The organism is Collinsella aerofaciens (assembly GCF_039836695.1).
Classification (GTDB): Bacteria; Actinomycetota; Coriobacteriia; order Coriobacteriales; family Coriobacteriaceae; genus Collinsella; species Collinsella aerofaciens_BD.
In genome coordinates this window covers 18,411-36,208 of record NZ_JBDPAC010000022.1, presented here as the reverse complement: position 1 = coordinate 36,208, position 17,798 = coordinate 18,411, and the positions used below count along the sequence as shown (strand labels likewise).

Genomic DNA, 17,798 nt, shown 5'->3' with positions numbered 1-17,798 from the left:
CAGACCTTCCTGAGCTTGCCGATCTCGGAAGGCACGTGCAGACCTTTCGTCATGGCCTCCTACCTTTCTTTCGGGCCTTACTGGCCGAATGTATCAGCGCCCCTCCATATGGGACGCTGCTTGCTGACAGCTCTAGTTATATCCAAATTCCATTCGTAATGCTACCTCGCCCCCGAACGGTCAACAAAGTGCGATGAACGGTATATCGCATATGATTCCCCATGATGCACTTCAGTTTCGTAAAGCAGATTTTCCTAGGTAAACGTTATTTTTCTAGGAAATCAAGCTTGAACACTCAAAGTTATCCATGATTCAAAATTGCATAGTGAAAACGGTTTTCTGCATATAAATGACGCTTGCCCTCGATTCGACCTACATTCGATTATATTCAGCTTGCTATCATTCTTATTCATACATTCTCACCAGTTGAGTGAGGATATAGATCGCTTGCTCAAAACACCGGACGTTAGTGCTTCGGCTTGTCAGCGTAAGAAGTAGGTAAAGATACCGTTCACGCGATACGTCCGTGCCAGCGGTCGACTAAATTGAGACAATAGTGAATTAGAGTTAGGCTACCGTCCCTTGCGGGGACTGAACGGACAGATGCATATGCCGAGCAAAATCGAAAAAAAGCAAGCCGCCGCCAAGCTGCGCAAGCCGCCGCGTGATTTTTCGTATACGCAAAACCGAGAGCTTAGCTGGCTGCGCTTTGACAACCGCGTGCTTGACGAAGCCTTCGACGAGACCGTTCCGCTGTTCGAGCGTCTTAAGTTCGTGTCGATCTTCGAGTCCAACCTCGATGAATTTCTCATGGTGCGCGTGGGCGGCCTGTCCGATCTGGCAGAGCTCAAAAAACAGCCTGTCGAGAACAAGAGCAATATGACCGCCTCCGAACAGGTCGATGCCGTCATGGCAGAGCTGCCCGGGCTCCTTACCCGTTGGGAATCTATCTTTAAGAGCATCGAGGGCAAGCTCGACACCCTGGGCGTTCACCGCGCCCGCATCGATTCGCTTACGCCCGAGGAGCGCACTTTTGTAACCCGCTACTTCCAGGCCTACGTGTCGCCGGTCATCTCGCCGCTGGTCATCGACCCGCGCCACCCCTTCCCCAACCTGCGCAACGGCGCGCTCTATCTGGCCTGTGGTCTGGACGGCGCCACCGACGAGGAGAGCCTGCTGGGCCTTATCGAGATTCCCACCTCGATGAACCGCGTGGTCGAGATCCCCTCGCCCACCGGCACCTACTCCTACATCTTGCTCGAGGACGTCATCCTCGCCTGCCTGGACAGCTGCTTTGGCTCCTATAAACCGCTGGATCGCGCGCTGATCCGCGTCACCCGCAATGCCGATATCGACCCGGACGGCGAGGGCGTCGAGGAGGAAGAGGATTACCGCCAGCACATGAAGCGCATCCTCAAGAAGCGCCTGCGCCTGCAGCCGGTGGTGCTCGCCGTATCGGGCTCGCTCGAAAAGCCAACGCTCAAGACCATCCGCAAGGCGCTCGAGCTTTCTCGCCGCTCGGTCTTTACCTGCGATATCCCCCTTGACCTTGGCTACGTCTTTGGTATTGAGGGCAAGATTCCCGAGCATCTACGCAACGAGCTGCTCTTTACGCCGTTTAAGCCGCAGCCCAACCCCACCATCGATATGACCCGCTCCATCCGCGAGCAGGTCCTGCAGCACGACAAGCTGCTCTTTTACCCTTACGAGGCCATGAATCCGTTCCTGGACCTGGTACACGAGGCAGCCTACGACCCCGAGTGTATCTCGCTGCGCATCACGCTCTACCGCGTGGCAAAGCAGAGCCGTCTGTGCGAGTCGTTGATCGATGCTGCCGAGAACGGCAAAGAGGTCACGGTGCTCATGGAACTTCGTGCTCGCTTTGACGAGCAAAATAACATCGAGTGGGCCGAGCGTCTGGAAGAAGCGGGCTGCACCGTTATCTATGGCTCCGAGGGCTTTAAGTGCCACTCAAAGATCTGCCAGCTCACCTATCGCGAGGGCATGGCGCTCACCCGACTCACGCTTTTGGGAACCGGTAACTTTAACGAGAAGACGGCCAAGCTCTACAGCGACTTTATGCTCATGACCGCCCACCCCGGCATCGGCGAGGACGCCAACCTGTTCTTCCGCAATCTGTCGCTGGGCAACCTGCGCGGCGACTACCGCTTCCTGGGCGTGGCGCCCGTGGGCCTCAAGCCGCTCATCATGCGTGGCCTGGACCGCGAGATCCAGCGCGCCCTTGTCGGTGAGCCCGCCCGCGTGTTCTTTAAGCTCAACTCGCTTACCGACCGCGAGGTCATCGACAAGATTGCCGAGGCATCGTGTGCCGGCGTGCGCGTGGATATGATCATCCGCGGTATCTCGTGCCTCAAGCCTGGTATTCCGGGCAAGACCGAGAACGTGCACGTGCGCTCCATCGTCGGACGCTTTCTGGAGCATGCGCGCGTCTATGCCTTTGGCGTGGACTCGGACATGATCTACCTGAGCTCGGCAGACATGATGACGCGCAACACCGAGCACCGCGTGGAGATCGCCTTCCCCGTGCTCGACCCCACCTGCCGCGCCCTGGTGCACGAGTACATGGGCATGCAGCTGCGCGACAACGTGAAGGCACGCAGCCTGACGAGTGACGGCACCTGGGTTCCCGTGAAGCGCAAAGAGGACGAGAAGCCCTTCAACTCGCAGGAAGCCCTGCTGGAGCGTGCGTATCGCAACGCCGAGGCCGCCACCGAGGCAGAACCCGCGCTCGCATCCCAGCCTGAGCCCGAGCCTCAGCCGGCCGCACCCGAGGTCCAGAAGGTCCGAGCGACCGTTATCGAGCCTGAGTCCGAACCTGCTCCTCGGCCCCAACCGCAGGCGGCCAAGCCCGCGTCCGAGAAGAGCGCTCGCCGCGAGAAGCCCGTTGGCAAGACCAAGGCCATCGAGCGCCATCGCCACGGTCGCGTGCGCATGGGACTGGGTCTGATCGGCCTAGGGCTTAAGACGCTCATTACCGGCAAGACAAAATAGACGTTTGTAGAAGCGCCCCGTATTTGAGGAATGCCCCAGATACGGGGCGCTTTTCCCTGCTACCATGGTTGAGGACAAAACCGCGAATGACAGGCAGGAATATGAAGCTCACTATAGAATCGATGACCTACGGCGCCGACGGACTGGCGCACGCCGACAACGGCAAGGCCGTCTTTGTACAGGGCGCCGTGGCAGGCGACACCGTCGAGGCCGAGGTCGTGCAGGACGGCAAGTCGTTTATGCGCGCCCGCACGACCGAGATTCTGGAGCCGAGCTTCGATCGCATTCAGCCCCGCTGCCCCTTCGTGGGCATCTGCGGCGGTTGTTCGTGGGGCAATCTCTCGCGCACCGCCCAGCTTGCCGCCAAAGAGCAAAACCTGCGTTCCACGCTCGAGCGCATTGGCAAGTTCACCCCCGAGCAGGTCGACGATCTTGTCCAGCCCATCCGCTACACCAAGGACGACTGGGGTTACCGCAATAAGATTGAGCTGGAGCCGACCGTCGTTAACGGCCGCGTTCGCCTTGGCATGCACGGCGTCGATCCCAGCAAGATCGTGACCGTCGATTCGTGCCCGCTGTTCGATAAGCGTTTTCCCAAGGCGCTCAAATCGGTCGTCGGCGCGCTCAACTATCTGAGCGGCAGCCACGACCTGGGCCTCGAGCGCGTGGGCATTCGCGCTTCGCGTCGCACCAAAGCACTCGAGGTCGCACTTTGGACACCCACAGGTTCCTTCCCGCGCTCACAGGTCTCACGCGTACTGGCAGACGCCGCACACCCCACGAGCGTCGTGCGCGTCATGAGCAAGGGCGGAAAGAAAGCCCGCCGTGTCTCCAAAGTCGAGATGCTCGCCGGCGAGGGCTCGTGGACCGAGAATATCGCCGAAAGCCAGATGCGCTTATCTGCCCCGTCGTTTTTCCAGGTCAATACCAAGGGCGCCGAGATTTTGATTGAGCTCGTTATGGAAGCGCTCGACCCGCAGGAAGACGAGCTTGCCGTGGACCTGTACTGCGGTGCCGGCACCTTTACCCTGCCGCTCGCCCGCCGCTGCGACTTTGTCGCTGCCGTCGAGGCCTACGGCCCCGCCGTGCGCGATCTACGCCGTAACCTCGAGATCAACAAGCTCGACAACGTCGACGTCATCGGCGGCGATGCCGTGCGCGAGTTCCCCGACCAGGACGCCGACGTCCTGGTAGTCGACCCGCCGCGTGCAGGTCTGGCGCCCGAGGCTATCGACCTCATCGCCAGCACAAGCGCTCGCGATGTCGCCTATGTGAGCTGCGATCCGGCCACCCTGGCGCGCGATCTTAAGCGCTTTGTCGAGGAAGGCACCTTCTCCCCCGTCAAGATCACGCCGGTCGACCTATTCCCGCAAACCTTCCACTGCGAAACGGTCGTCCACCTCAAGCGCAACTAGACTGTTTGCCCAAGACCGCGCCCGATGATTTTTCTAGGACGGGGACTAAATAATCAATTTATACCGAATGATTATTTAGTCCCCGTCCCTTTCTAAACATTGGGAAATCGAGCGTGGCAAGCGTATGTCTTCGGGGTATAAGACGGCTAATTGTATGCCGCCTATCGAAAGGAACTCACATGCCCAGCGTTGCCGTTCTCGCCGCCGATGGCTTTGAAACTATTGAATGCCTGACCATGGTCGACGTCATGCGTCGCGGCGGCGTGCGCGCCACGCTCGTCTCGATTATGCCCACACGCGAGGTCGTGAGCTCGTTGCAGATTCCCGTGACCTGCGACGCGCTCTTTGACGAGATCAACTTTGACGAGTATGACTGCGTCGTGCTGCCCGGCGGCCTGCCCGGTGCCACCAACCTGCGCGCCGACCAGCGCGTCTGCGACGTAGTTTGCGATTTCGCCGCGACCAAGCACGTTGCCGCCATCTGCGCTGCCCCGTTTATCCTGGGCGAGCTTGGTCTACTCGAGGGACGCCATGCCACGTGCTTCCCTGGCTTTGAGAAAAGCTTCCCCGAGGGTGTTTATACCGGCGAGAAGGTCACGCAAGACGGCAACATCATCACTGCCAGCGGCATGGCACAGTCACTCCCCTTTGCCTTGGAGCTGCTGCGCACGCTCGCCGGCGAGAAGGCCGTCGAGAAGGTCGCCGAGGGCATCCAGCTATGATCTTGGCTTCGCAATCGCCGCGCCGTATAGAGCTGATGCGCGAGGCAGGCTATAACATTCGCGTGATTCCCGCAGATATCGATGAAACGCCTTTTGATGGCGAAGCTCCGCTTACGCTCGTCGAGCGCTTGGCGCGTGCCAAAGCCGCTGCCGTCGCGGCCGAGCATGCCGAGCCCAACGAACTGACCGTCGCGGCCGATACTATTGTCACCTTTGACGGCCAGATTTTGGGCAAGCCGGCAAACGAGGACGAGGCGTGCACCATGCTCCGCGAGCTTTCGGGCCGCACGCACCAGGTGGCAACCGGCGTCTGCATCGTTAAAGCCAGCGACGCTACAGCTCCGCATGCCGCCGAGAGCCTGTCGTTTGTCGATGTGACCGACGTGACGTTCTATGAGCTTACCGAAGAGCAGATCGAGCGCTATGTTGCCTCCGGCGAGCCCATGGACAAGGCCGGAGCCTACGGCATCCAGGGCACAGGCGGCCGCATGCTCGTGCACGATATTTCGGGTGACTTCTATAACGTGGTGGGCTTGCCCATCGCTCGCGTAGCACGCGCGATTCAAAAACTCTCGTAATTGCATCTGGCGCTGGGCATCCCCCAGCGCCTACAATTTTGCCGTACCGTACGGATCCCGACCGGGCATAAGGCCCGGCGGAAAACCGATAGGAGAAAATATGGACACACTGCTCGAAGCCATCGATGTTTGCAATGTCGATGGCTTTTGCTTTGGCAACTATACGGACGAGGAGGCTGGCACCGGCTGCACCGTAATCGTGGCACCCGAGGGCGCCACCGGCGGCGTTGACGTTCGCGGCGGTGCTCCAGCATCGCGCGAAACCGACCTGCTGCGTCCCGAGAACACCGTCGACAAGGTCCACGCCGTCTGCCTTTCGGGTGGATCGGCCTTTGGCCTCGAGGCTGCAAGCGGCGTGGCCCGCGAACTCGAGAGCCGCGGCATCGGTCTGCCCGTCGGACCCACGCAGGTGCCCATCGTGTGCTCCAGCTGCATCTTCGACCTCGCCTTTGGCGATCCCACCGCGCGCCCCGACATAGAGGCCGGCAACGCCGCCGTGCGTGAGGCACTCGACAACACCCCCACCACGCTCGAGCAGGGCAATGTAGGTGCCGGCACGGGTGCCACCGTCGGAAAGCTCATGGGGCCCGCCACCTGCATGAAGGCCGGCCTCGGAGCTGCCGCCGTGGCGCTCGGCCCCATCAAGGTGGGCGCCGTGGTCTCGGTCAACGCCTGTGGCAACGTTGTCGACCCCTTCACCGGCGAGTGGGTCGCCGGTATGCGTGCCGCGGCCGATAGCGACCAGATCGTCGACATGGAACTCGCAGCCTTTGCCGCCGCCGGATCCATGCAGATGCCGCTCGACCGCACCAACACCACCATCAGCTGCATCGTCACCAACGTGGAACTCACTAAGGCCCAGGCCACCAAGGTCTCCCAGATGGCCGCAGACGCCTACGCACACGCCATCCGTCCCACGCACACCACCAACGACGGCGACACCATCTACACCCTCGCCAGCGGCAAACTGGACGCCCAGGCAAGCGCCGCCGTTCCCCTAGACCTGCTGGGCATGCTCGCCGTAAGGGCTCTACAGACCGCCATCGTAAACGGAGCCAAAACCGCCAAAACCTCCCACGGCATCCCCGGCGCCGCGAAGTAGCCTAACCTGACCGGTTGCCCGGTGGGCTTGGTTATGTTTGCTGCTCTACAGTCCTGGCTCGCACGAAGAGCACATTAAGTGCTCTTCGGCTCGTGCGGAACTCGCGACAAACATAACCAAGCCCCACCGGGCAACCTACCAACCAAGTCTTTTCAGCCCAGGCCCCTGTGTACCGCGCGTCCAAGATCTTCAAATTCTGCTTGCTAACACAAAGCGAGACACAGCAGAGGACCCCTGGTCCTTAACTTGATACGAGTTCCGCACGCAAAGGAGGCACCAGTGGCGCCTCCGTCTTGCGCAGGACTGTTCGAAGTAGCAAGTTAAGGACCAGGGGTCCCCGTTACCCGAGCGCTTCTGTGCTAGTTGAATTTGAAGATCTTTGAGGCAAGACGGTATAGGCCGAGTGTGGTTTTGTCACCGGCACGACCGCGCAGATTGGTGAAGAACCCGACCACGCCGTAGCGGGCACGACGATACATGCGCTCGTCATAGGCCTTCAAATCATTCCACAGCGTCTTTAGGCGCTCGTCGGCGCAATCTTCCTCGGAAAGCTTGGTAAGCACCGAGCAGATCGCCATCATCATGGTGAAGTAGCCCATCATGTACGAACGCAGGCGCGACGACCCAACATCGCTGTACAAGTGGTACGACTCCATCATGATACGCGTAACACGGAACTGCTGGTCCAGACGCTTGACCATCGTTGCCTCGTTGACGCTCTGGCCCTCGCGACCGATAAAGTAGCGGTAGAGGTCGATGTCGGCGTAGTACATGGTCTTGCAACGCGGCAGCGGCACGTAGGCGTAGATGTTGTCCACATAGAACGTGTGCGGCGGCATGGGAAGGTTGGACTCGCGCAGCACATCCGTGCGATAGCACAGGCTGTGCATGAGGAGGTTCTGGTCCAGGCGGAAATGACCGATCTGATCCCAGGAAAAGATCTTTTTGCGCGGCAGGGCAAATTTGTAGCCAATAGCGGTATGCGTGCCCTCGTAAACCTTCTCGTACACGTAGTTCGAGATAAACAGGTCAACGCGCTGGTCGCGCTCCTCAAAGCCACGCAGAATCGACAGCATGGTCGAAAGGGCAGCGCCGTCAAGCCAGTCGTCCGAGTCGACAACCTTGTAGTAGGTGCCCTGCGCCTCGCGCAGACCCGAAAGGACGGCAATACCGTGACCGCCATTCTCCTGGTGCACCGCGCGGATGATTCCAGGATAACGTGCCTCCCACTCATCGGCCTTATCGGCCGTCTCGTCCTTGGAGCCGTCGTCCACCACGATAATCTCGATATCGGTAGCGTAATTGCTCCCCTCCAAGATGGAGGTGATGCAATGGTCCATGTCCTTGGCGGCGTTATACGAGGGAATACCGAATGTTATGACTTTATGCATGGCAGGCGATAATCTCATCCGAAAGATCGAGGGCAGAATTGGTCACGGCGTCCATATCGTAGTAACGATACTCGGCCAGACGACCCACCGGGTGGAAGTTCGTCAGGTTCTGGACGCGCTCAAGATAGCGCTCATAGAGCTCACGGTTCTCGGGCTCAAGAATGGCGTAGTACGGCGTCTCGCCCGAGCCGGGCGTATAGGCCTTGGAGTACTCCTTCATGATGGTGGTCTTGCCGGGCAGGACCTGACCGGTCATGTTCTTGAACTCGGTGATACGCGTGTAGTCCTCGCTCGTGGTGTAGTTGACGGTGCCCACGGGCTGGAACTGGTCCGTATCGAGCGTCTCGAACTTCATATCGAGCGTGCGGTACGGCAACGCACCCAAGTCGAGGTTGAACAGCTCGTCGAGTGGACCGGTATAGACAATCTCGCCACCATAGACCTTGCCGTCGATCTTGACGGTGGTGTCGTCGATTTCAAAGAGGTCACGGGCGTCCACGTCGCAGAACACGTCGATCAGGTCGTGGTCGAGCATGTGCTCAAAGAGCGCCGTGTAGCCCTCCTGCGGCATGCCCTGGAAGGGAGCTTGCGGGAAGTAGCGGTCATCATCGCCCACAAAGACGGGAACGCGGCCGGTGATCGAGGGGTCGATCTGATCGGGCGTCTGGCCCCACTGCTTCATGGTGTAATGTAAAAAGACGTTCTCGTAGACGTAATCGGCGACCTCGGCAAGATCCGGGTCGTTCTTCTTACGCAGCTCCATAATGGGCACCTTGACATCCTTGCCAAAGGTCTCCACGAGCTTCTGATACAGCTCCTCGCCGCGCTCGTCACCAAAGGCGAGCTTGAGACTCGCATGGTTGAAGGGCACGGGCATAAGGGTACCGTTGATGTTGGCGAGCACCTTGTGCTGATAATCCGTCCACTTGGTAAAGCGCGACAGGAAATTGTGCACGCGCTCGTTAAAGGTGTGATAGATATGCGGACCGTACTCGTGAATCAGGATTCCGGCCTCGTCAGTGCAGTCATAGGCATTGCCCGCAATGTGGCTACGGCGCTCCAAAACGGCAACACGATAGCCGATGGTCTCGGCAAGACGGCGGGCGCAAACGGCACCGGCATATCCAGCACCGACGACAATCATGTCGTACGCGCCGGCGTTAAAGCCTTCAGGCAGGCCTGAGGTAATCTGCATCGATACTCCTTGTCAAAAGCCACGGGCTCGTTAGCTGGGCTTTTCTCGAACATTCTTCGAGACATATTTATCAGAGCGATTATAGCGCTAATGCGTCCTATAATGAGCTTGCCACACAAGGAAAGCTCAAGCACCGCGGCGTACATAATTGAAAGGTAAACCCGCTAGCAGCGGGTTTATTCGTGAACAGCCGGGTGCCTGGAGCTTAGCGAAACGCTTGTAAGGAGTAACATGAGCGATTTCCTAAACCGTATGAAGTCTGCCGCCAAGGCCGACCTTAAGACGATCGTCCTGCCCGAGGGCGAGGATCCGCGCACTATCGTCGCGGCCACCAAAATCATCGAGGAGGGCCTGGCAAAGATCGTCATCCTGGGCAACCCCGACGAGATCAACGTTCCCGGCGCTACCGTCATCGACCCGCGCAATGCCGAGAAGCACGAGGAGTATGCGCAGAAGTTTGCTGAGCTCCGCGCCAAGAAGGGCGTTACCATCGAGCAGGCTCGCGCCCAGGTGATGGACGCCACCTACTTTGGCACCATGATGGTCAAGATGGGCGACGCCGACGGCCTGGTCTCCGGCGCCTGCCACTCCACCGCCGACACCCTGCGCCCTGCACTTCAGATCCTCAAGACCGCCCCGGGCACCAAGCTGGTCTCGGCCTTCTTCGTGATGTGCACCGACACCCCGCAGTTCGGCACCGACGGCACGCTGATCTTCGCCGACTGCGGCCTCAACATCAACCCGTCCTCCGACGAGCTCTCCGAGATCGCCATCGCCTCCGCTCACTCCTGGTCCACCTTCATGGGCAACGTTGAGCCGCACGTGGCCATGCTCTCCTACTCCACCATGGGCTCCGCCGGCGGCGAGGTCGCCAAGAAGGTCCAAGAGGCCGTAAAGTTCTGCAAGGAGAAGGCTCCCGAGCTCGCCATCGACGGCGACCTGCAGCTCGATGCCGCTATCGTCCCCACTGTCGCCCAGCTCAAGGCTCCCGGCTCCTCCGTCGCCGGTAAGGCTAACGTGCTGGTGTTCCCCGACCTCGAGGCCGGCAACATCGGCTACAAGCTGGTCCAGCGCTTCGCCGGTGCTGACGCCTACGGCCCCATCCTGCAGGGCATCGCCAAGCCGGTTAACGACCTTTCGCGCGGCTGCTCTGCCGACGACATCGTGGGTGTCGTGGCCATCACCGCCGTCCAGGCTCAGATGGCTGAGTAGCGTACATATCCCCTCGGGACAGGAATTTCCGCCCGCTAGCAAAAGGCCTCCGGAGCTGTTGCTCTGGAGGCCTTTCGTTTACTTGCAAATGCGAGCGTTAGTTGTTCTTGGTCAGACGCTCGACGTCGTGGGCGATCATGTATTCCTCGTCGGTGGGGATGACCATGACCGTGACGGCGGAACCGGCGGCGCTGATGACCTGCGGGCCGTTGCCCACGGCCTCGCGGTTCTTGTTATTGTCGATGCGCACGCCCAGCCACTCAAAGCAGTCGCAGAAGGCCTTGCGAATCGACCAGTCGTTCTCGCCGATGCCGGCGGTAAAGGTGATGGTATCCACGCCCGCCATGGAGGCGATCATGGAGCCGGCCTGCTGCATAGCCTTGTAGGCAAACATATCGAAGGCGAGCAGGCAGCGCTCATCTCCCTCGGAGGCGCGCGTGCGGATGTCGCGGGCGTCGTTGGAGATGCCCGAAATGGCAAGCAGGCCGGACTGCTTGTTCATCATGTCGTCGACTTCCTGGTAGCTGTAGCCGCCCTCGCGCTGCAGGTAGCACACGGTGGCCGGGTCAATGGAACCACAACGGGTGCCCATCATCAGGCCGTCAAGCGGCGTGAGGCCCATCGTGGTATCGCGGCACACGCCGTCCTCAATGGCGGCAAGCGAAGCACCGTTGCCCAGATGGCACGAAAGCAGACGGTGGCAGCGCGAGCCCAGGATCTCCTTGGCCATCATCCACTCGTAGCGGTGGCTCGTACCGTGTGCGCCGTACTTGCGCACGTGGTACTTGTCGCACACGTCCTTGGGCAGCGCGTAGGTGTAGGCGACCTCGGGCATGGTCATGTGGAACGAGGTGTCGAAGACGGCCACGTTGGGCAGCTCAGGATACTTCTCGCGGCAATATTCGATTGCCGCGGCCTCGCCGTAATTGTGCAGCGGAGCGAGCGGGGCCACCTCAAGGATCTTAGCCATGACCTCATCGTCGACGACCGCGGAATCATCGAAGTGCCAGCCGCCCTGAACGATACGATGGCCAATGCCATCAATCGTAAAGTCGGTCTTCTCGAGCTCCTCGAGCACGCGAGCGATAGCAGAGCGATGATCGGGGAAAGGGACCTCCTCGGTCTGCTTGGCGCCACCGTTCTCGGAGTGGCCAAAGATGCCCATGTCCGAACCGATACGTTCGCAGTTGCCCTTGGCGAAAACCTCGCGGGTATCGGTATCCAAAAGCTGATATTTAAGGCTTGAGCTGCCGGCGTTGACAACAAGTACGTTCATGAGACTCCTTTGCAGTGCAATACGGTCGACGCAGACCCCTTAAGGCGGCCGCATGTTAATAAGAAGTTATCACAACTTAATAAATAGCTATCAGGCATATCGCCCAACGAACACAAAAGAGGGGCCGAACGGCGCTCGGTCGTCCAGCCCCTCCCCTTTTGCAATTACTTGCCGTTGACGATGCGCTCGACGTCGGAGGCGATCATGAACTCCTCGTCCGTGGGGATGACGAAAATCTTGACCTTGGAATCCTTGGCAGACAGGCACCAAGCGCCGTCGCCACGCAGGGCGTTGCGGGCATGATCCATCTTGACGCCCATAAAGGCCAGACGGTCGGCCACGCCAGCGCGGACAGCCGGAGCGTGCTCGCCGATGCCGGCAGTAAAGACCAGGGTGTCCATACCGCACATAGAAGTAGCCATCTCGGCTGCCTTAGCGGCAATCTTGTAGACAAACATGTCGAAGGCGAGCTGAGCATCGGGGTCACCAGCGGCGGCGAGCTCCTCGACGTTGCGGCAGTCGTTGGTCTTGCCGCCGGTCACAGCCAAAAGGCCGGACTTCTTGTTCATCATCTCGTCGACCTCGTCGAAGGTGTAGCCACCCTCGCGCTGCAGGTAGCACACGGTAGCCGGGTCGATAGAGCCGCAGCGAGTTCCCATCATGACGCCGTCGAGCGGGGTGAGACCCATGGTGGTGTCCATGCACTTGCCGTCCTCGATGGCGCACAGGGAAGCACCGGAGCCGATATGGCACACGACGACCTTGCGAGCCTCGCCGTTGGTCATCTCGGCGACCTTCTTGGAGATGTAACGGTAGCTGGTGCCGTGGGCGCCGTACTTACGGATGTGCAGCTTGTCGCAGACGTCCTTGGGCAGGGCGTAAGTCTTGGCGACCTCGGGCATATTGAAGTGGAAAGCAGTGTCGTAGACCGTGACGTTGGGCAGGTCGGGATACTGCTCCAGGCAGTACTCGATAACGTTGGCCTCGGGGTTGTTGTGCAGCGGGGCGAGCGGAGCGACCTCGCGGATCTTGGCGAGGACGTCCTCGTCGACGAGGGAGGAATCGCCGAAGTACCAACCGCCCTGAACGATACGGTGGCCGATGCCCTCGATCTTGACGCCGTTGGCCTCGAGGTCCTTCAGGACGACCTCGATGGCGACCTTGTGGTCGGGGAACTCGATGTTCTCGGTCACCTTCTTGGAACCGTTGGCAGCGTGGGTGAAGGTACCGCCGGTAAAGCAGACGCGCTCGCAGGAGCCCTTTGCGGACACCTTGTGGGACTTGGTATCGATGACCTGATACTTAAGGGTCGAAGATCCTGCGTTGACGACCAGAACGTTCATGTGTCTCCCTACTAACAGGCGGTGTGGCGCCGCCAGGTTACATACGCTTCAATAATAAACCCAAACGCCCTCGCGCTCGGGTTTATTGGCGTTGATATATAAGTTATCGGTGTCTAAATACTCATGTCCTTTGGCTTGTAAGACGAAATAGCGCGGGAATATACACCAAAGAAGAAATCCCGAGCGCGACAAGCAATACGACTCGAATGCCCGCAGCGCTGCTCAACACAGCGTTGAGCAGATAGAAAAGAACAGCACCCACCGCCACCATCTGGCTTTGAACCGAAATCAATGAACAGCGCATCGAAGAATCAGCAGCATTTTGAAAAATTGAGTATTTAATTGGAGCAAATAACGAGTAAGCGACCGTCTGCAACACATAGAACACGGGCAGCAAACAGACCGGAGTAAAGGGAATCAAAAACAGAGCAGTCAGGGAAAGGCGCACAATGCCGCAAATACACGCAAAACGGCCCTTGTCGACACGAGCAATCACACTGGGCACAATAAACCCTATGGAGGCGGAGGCAAGGAGCTGGACCGCAATGGTCACGCCCGAAGCGACAGCATTCATTCCGCGACCCGCAAGCAGCAGTGAGAAAAAGTCTTCCAGGGCGACAAAAGCAAATGCCTGAGAACAGTCCATGATGAACGCCGAACGAAGAATACCATTACACGCAATAGCGGCACCGATCATCTTCGGGCTAATTCCACGTTCAGGTGTCGCCGCAGTGCCCCCTCTTCGCATCTCAGGAATGCAGACAACAACAACCAACGTCAACACCATTGCGATGATATCTGCCGAAAGACCAATGAGATATGCACCGACAGACGAAATGAAACCGCCCACGCAAGCGGAGAGGGCATAAGAGGCATAGAAAACAAATCGCTCAACGACATTAAGTCTTACGAGCTGGTCCCGAGAGACGCTGTCAATGTAAATCGCTTCTATGGATCCGCTCAGACATGCAACGACAAAACCTTTGAGAGCGAACGCACCGATTAAAAGCAGAGGGGAACGGACGAGAAGCAGGGCGGCGTAGTATCCAAGCATCCCCACGACGCCAACGAGACCGCTTGTCTTTCGTCCAAACCTATCAGCAATATAGCCAGTGGGAACTTCGAGGATGAACTTGCTCACTTGATATGCAATCATCATGCTAGAAATCGCCACTATCGAGAATCCGACGAATTCAAGGTAAACCGTCAGAAAATACAAAATAGTGCTGAAGTTCGACAGAAAAACGAACGTTATATAAAGCAAAACCGTACGGTTTTTCATGCTCCGCCCTCCAAGAGTCAGCAATCTAAATCGGAATCTTGGAAAAGCATGAGGGCAAAGCTGTCAGCTATGTGTTGCAAGGCGTCAATAATCACTTGACGCCTCGAAGCCAATTAATCTCACGAAGCAAGATGACGCAATAGGTGCAGAAAAACCGTCTGGTGTCGATCGGTCCAGGCATTTTGTCGATAGCAAAAGTAGACGGGCAAGGCTACGTCATGCGAGCCTTCGATGGAGCACTCGCTTACTTCCAATCCATTTGATGCGAGAGAAGAGCCAGAAAAACTCAATATCAATCCCCCGGCTTGAAGAAACTCAGTCTGCGCCCTGCTTCCGTATTCGACATCACGGAAGCGAAAATTAACGAGCTGGGCTTCAGGACATTGATTGATTGCATTGAGACAGGGTGACAAATTAATGGGAACAGCGAGCCTGCCGCTCAGTAACTCACGAACGGTCATAGCACCCACAGATTGATGACCCGCTGGGCATGAAAGAACCTTGAGCTCCTTTTCACCCAAGTATTTCGAAGAAAGGACACCGTCCCTTGGTTCCTCAAATGAGATGGCCGCATCCGAAATGCCAAGCACAAGCGATTCAAAGCATGTCGCCGTTGGCTGATGCCACACATCAAGATGAATCTGAGGGTGCGAGCGTTCAAACGAGTCATACCAGTTTTCGGCAAAAAGGCGCCCCCGCCCATGAAGGCAGGGGGCGTAAAGACGAAAGTGGCCGTCGGGCGAGACGCCGTCGTCCCTCGATTGAGCGTACTTTTTGAGATCGTCGACTTGTGCCAGGATCACGCGTGCACGACGCGCAAATTCTCTGCCCGCCGGAGACAAAACAGCCTCCCCCGCCGATCGGTCGAGCAAAACAATCTGATACTCAGATTCCAACTTTTTGATTGCCGACGAAACAGCCTGCGGACTCACATGAACGGCGCGAGCTGCTTTGCGCACGCCACCATAGTTCGCTACCGCTTGAAGGTATTCGAGTTGAGAAAGCTGCATAGATTACTCCAAAGGCAGCCAAGTCGACGGGCTACGCGCCCTCAGATGAGGTTCTCGCCCAGGTTCTTGCCGCCGAGGACGTGCATGTGGAAGTGCATGACGGTCTGGCCGGCGTTGACGCCCTTGTTGGAGATGACGCGGAAACCGTCCTCCAAGCCCTTGGCCTTAGCGACCTCCTGGATGGCGTGAGCCATGGCGCCCATGGTCTCGGCCGGCACGTTATCGGCGATATCGCTGTAGTGCTTCTTGGGGATCACGAGCGTGTGGACCGGCGCCTGGGGGTTGAGGTCGTCGAAGGCGATGACCTGGTCGTCCTCATAGACAACGGTCGAGGGGATCTCGTGGTTGGCGATTTTGCAGAAGATGCAATCACACATAGCTGGTTCCTTTCTTACAGACCAAGGTAATTATATTTGGTCGGGATGGTTAGAACGAGAGGTTGTCGTCGGTGTTGGCGGCTTCGCCGTCGGCGAGTACGTCGTTGCCGTCGACGTCCTTAAGGAGCACCGAGACCTTCTGCTCGGCATCGGACAGGCGGGTGCGCAGGCTCTTGAGGAGCTCGACGCCGCGGGTGTAGCTCTCGAGCGACTGCTCAAGCTCCATATCGCCCGACTCCAAGCTGCGAATGATGAGCTCCAGCTCCTGCGAGGCCTGCTTGTACGTAAGCTGCTCGACCGGGGTCTTCTCTGCCATATCTGTTTCCTTTCCCAAAGGTTTATCGCTATGAAACGCGGCCTACTCGACCGTATTGACCGTTGCCGCCACGTTGCCGTCTGCCATGCGCACGCGTATGGCGTCGCCGGGCTTAAAGGTCTTGGCACTTGTAGCCACCCCATCATCGCTGTACGCGATGGAATAGCCACGGGCAAGCACCTTGAGCGGCGACAGGGCGTCGAGCGAGGCTGCCGCTCGGCCCAGCTCGGACGCGGGTTTGTTGAGCATCGTGCGCCCCTGATGCTCCAGGCGGGAACTCGCAAGCGCGAGCGCATGGCGTTTGCCATCGAGCCCCGAGGTGCTTGCAACCAGGCGCTCGGGCAGGCGCTCAAAGTTGGAGCGGAATGCCCCGACCGAGCGTACTATGGCGCCCGACAGGCGATCGGCAGTCAGCGCAAGCTCCGATTCGCGACGCTCAACCATAAATGTGGGGTCGTTGAGGCACGGGCGGCACGCAGCCGCATCGAGCGCATCGCCCAAGCGGGCCGTATAGGTATCCCAGGCGCGGCGACCGCGCTGGTCGAGCATCTCCAGGTCGACCTGGGCCGACCCAATCATCGATGCCATCGCGGCACCCAGACGCTGATGGCGCGCCTCGAGCACATCGGCCAACTCCGTCATAGCCGGCGCCACCGATTCTGCCGCCGCCGTGGGCGTGGAGGCGCGGCGGTCGCTCACCATGTCGCAAATCGAGGTATCGGGCTCATGGCCAATGCCGGTCACCACGGGCACAGGACAAGCCGCCACAGCGCGGGCAAGCTCCTCGTCATTAAAGGTCATGAGGTCCTCGAAGGAGCCGCCGCCGCGCACCAGCAAGATGCAGTCGGGCGCCGGCGTAATGGCAGCGGCGCGGCGCAAGCCCTCAATGAGCTCTGCCGGCGCACCCTCGCCTTGAACCTTGGCACCCACGCAGACGAGCTCGACGAGCGGGTTGCGACGGCGCAGCGTACGCTTGACGTCGTCGATTACGGCGCCCGAAAGCGAGGTGACGACTGCCACGCGCGAGCAGAACACCGGAATGCGACGTTTGCGCGCTTCGTCCATCAGGCCCTCGCGGCGAAGCTTTTCGGCCAACTGCGCCACTTGTTGACGCAGCAAGCCCTCCCCCGCCAGCGAGAACGAGCGGGCGACAAAGCTCATGCGGCCCGTGGCCTTATAGAGATTGAAGCTGCCCTTGAAGCTCACCTGCATGCCGTCGCGCAGATCGAACGTGCGCTTGAGATAGGCGCCCTTCCAGATGATGCAGTCGACGGCTGCCGAATCGTCCTTGATCTGGAAATAACAGTGGCCACTTCGGGCGTTAGGACCACGGAAACCCGTGACCTCGCCCAAAACGCTCAGCTGCGGAATGGCATCGAGCGCGCCGGCAGCGATTTCTACCGCCTGGCTCACGCTGAGCTCCTTGCGCTCCTGCTCAGCCGAACCGTCAAACTCGGCGGAAACGGCATTGCCGGTTAGATTCCAGCCTGCCACGCAGCCTCCTTTCGTCATCGTGCACAAGGGCTTCGGCCCTGCGCAAATTCAAGTCCAACACATAGTACAGCGC

Annotated in this window: 15 protein-coding genes; 6 read left to right on the top strand and 9 right to left on the bottom strand. The window is 59.1% G+C overall.

The annotated features are described in order from the left end of the window. Positions 1-609 precede the first annotated feature (609 nt). From ppk1 to ABG996_RS09185, 5 genes are all read left to right on the top strand, one after another. On the top strand, positions 610-3,012 hold the full coding sequence (gene ppk1, locus ABG996_RS09205; protein ID WP_347478295.1) for a polyphosphate kinase 1: 2,403 nt from the start codon (positions 610-612) through the stop codon (positions 3,010-3,012). A gap of 86 nt (positions 3,013-3,098) precedes the next feature. Then, complete coding sequence (gene rlmD, locus ABG996_RS09200; RefSeq protein WP_347478294.1) at positions 3,099-4,427, top strand: 23S rRNA (uracil(1939)-C(5))-methyltransferase RlmD; 1,329 nt, start codon at positions 3,099-3,101, stop codon at positions 4,425-4,427. Positions 4,428-4,606: 179 nt separating this feature from the next. Further along, positions 4,607-5,149, top strand: coding sequence for a DJ-1 family glyoxalase III (locus ABG996_RS09195; RefSeq protein WP_347478293.1), 543 nt, complete (start codon positions 4,607-4,609; stop codon positions 5,147-5,149). Further along, positions 5,146-5,727: a Maf family protein gene (locus ABG996_RS09190; RefSeq protein ID WP_347478292.1), complete on the top strand. Its 582-nt coding sequence runs from the start codon at positions 5,146-5,148 to the stop codon at positions 5,725-5,727. The genes ABG996_RS09195 and ABG996_RS09190 overlap by 4 nt, the downstream gene beginning before the upstream one ends. A 100-nt stretch (positions 5,728-5,827) precedes the next feature. Then, a complete protein-coding gene (locus ABG996_RS09185; RefSeq protein ID WP_347478291.1) occupies positions 5,828-6,829 on the top strand; it encodes a P1 family peptidase in 1,002 nt (333 codons plus the stop codon). Positions 6,830-7,188: 359 nt separating this feature from the next. Here ABG996_RS09185 and ABG996_RS09180 read toward each other — a convergent pair whose 3' ends face one another. After that, positions 7,189-8,220, bottom strand: coding sequence for a glycosyltransferase family 2 protein (locus tag ABG996_RS09180; RefSeq protein ID WP_271738632.1), 1,032 nt, complete (start codon positions 8,218-8,220; stop codon positions 7,189-7,191). Further along, complete coding sequence (glf, locus tag ABG996_RS09175) at positions 8,213-9,415, bottom strand: UDP-galactopyranose mutase (protein WP_347478290.1); 1,203 nt, start codon at positions 9,413-9,415, stop codon at positions 8,213-8,215. The genes ABG996_RS09180 and glf overlap by 8 nt, the downstream gene beginning before the upstream one ends. 231 nt (positions 9,416-9,646) lie before the next feature. Between glf and pta the strand changes: the two genes are divergently transcribed. Further along, positions 9,647-10,627: a phosphate acetyltransferase gene (gene pta, locus ABG996_RS09170; RefSeq protein WP_006234296.1), complete on the top strand. Its 981-nt coding sequence runs from the start codon at positions 9,647-9,649 to the stop codon at positions 10,625-10,627. Positions 10,628-10,724: 97 nt separating this feature from the next. On the opposite strand, the gene ABG996_RS09165 is transcribed toward pta, so the two are convergent. The 7 genes from ABG996_RS09165 to xseA all read right to left on the bottom strand — a co-directional run bounded on the left by ABG996_RS09165 (position 10,725) and on the right by xseA (position 17,725). Further along, the gene (locus tag ABG996_RS09165; protein WP_117820680.1) at positions 10,725-11,903 is read right to left on the bottom strand and encodes an acetate/propionate family kinase; all 1,179 of its coding nucleotides are present in this window, start codon (positions 11,901-11,903) and stop codon (positions 10,725-10,727) included. 164 nt (positions 11,904-12,067) lie between these two features. Beyond that, positions 12,068-13,246 carry an acetate/propionate family kinase gene (locus ABG996_RS09160; RefSeq protein ID WP_055309796.1) on the bottom strand — a complete coding sequence of 393 codons (1,179 nt, stop codon included), beginning with the start codon at positions 13,244-13,246 and terminating at the stop codon, positions 12,068-12,070. A gap of 121 nt (positions 13,247-13,367) precedes the next feature. Beyond that, positions 13,368-14,528 (bottom strand): MFS transporter, encoded by a 1,161-nt coding sequence (locus ABG996_RS09155; RefSeq protein WP_347478289.1) that lies wholly within the window; start codon positions 14,526-14,528, stop codon positions 13,368-13,370. Between the two features lie 119 nt (positions 14,529-14,647). Then, positions 14,648-15,538 carry a LysR family transcriptional regulator gene (locus ABG996_RS09150; RefSeq protein ID WP_347478288.1) on the bottom strand — a complete coding sequence of 297 codons (891 nt, stop codon included), beginning with the start codon at positions 15,536-15,538 and terminating at the stop codon, positions 14,648-14,650. A gap of 41 nt (positions 15,539-15,579) precedes the next feature. Beyond that, on the bottom strand, positions 15,580-15,915 hold the full coding sequence (locus ABG996_RS09145; protein ID WP_035137921.1) for a histidine triad nucleotide-binding protein: 336 nt from the start codon (positions 15,913-15,915) through the stop codon (positions 15,580-15,582). Positions 15,916-15,964: 49 nt separating this feature from the next. Beyond that, positions 15,965-16,231 (bottom strand): exodeoxyribonuclease VII small subunit, encoded by a 267-nt coding sequence (gene xseB, locus ABG996_RS09140; RefSeq protein ID WP_347478287.1) that lies wholly within the window; start codon positions 16,229-16,231, stop codon positions 15,965-15,967. 42 nt (positions 16,232-16,273) lie between these two features. Beyond that, a complete protein-coding gene (gene xseA / locus ABG996_RS09135; RefSeq protein WP_347478286.1) occupies positions 16,274-17,725 on the bottom strand; it encodes an exodeoxyribonuclease VII large subunit in 1,452 nt (483 codons plus the stop codon). Positions 17,726-17,798: the final 73 nt, after the last annotated feature.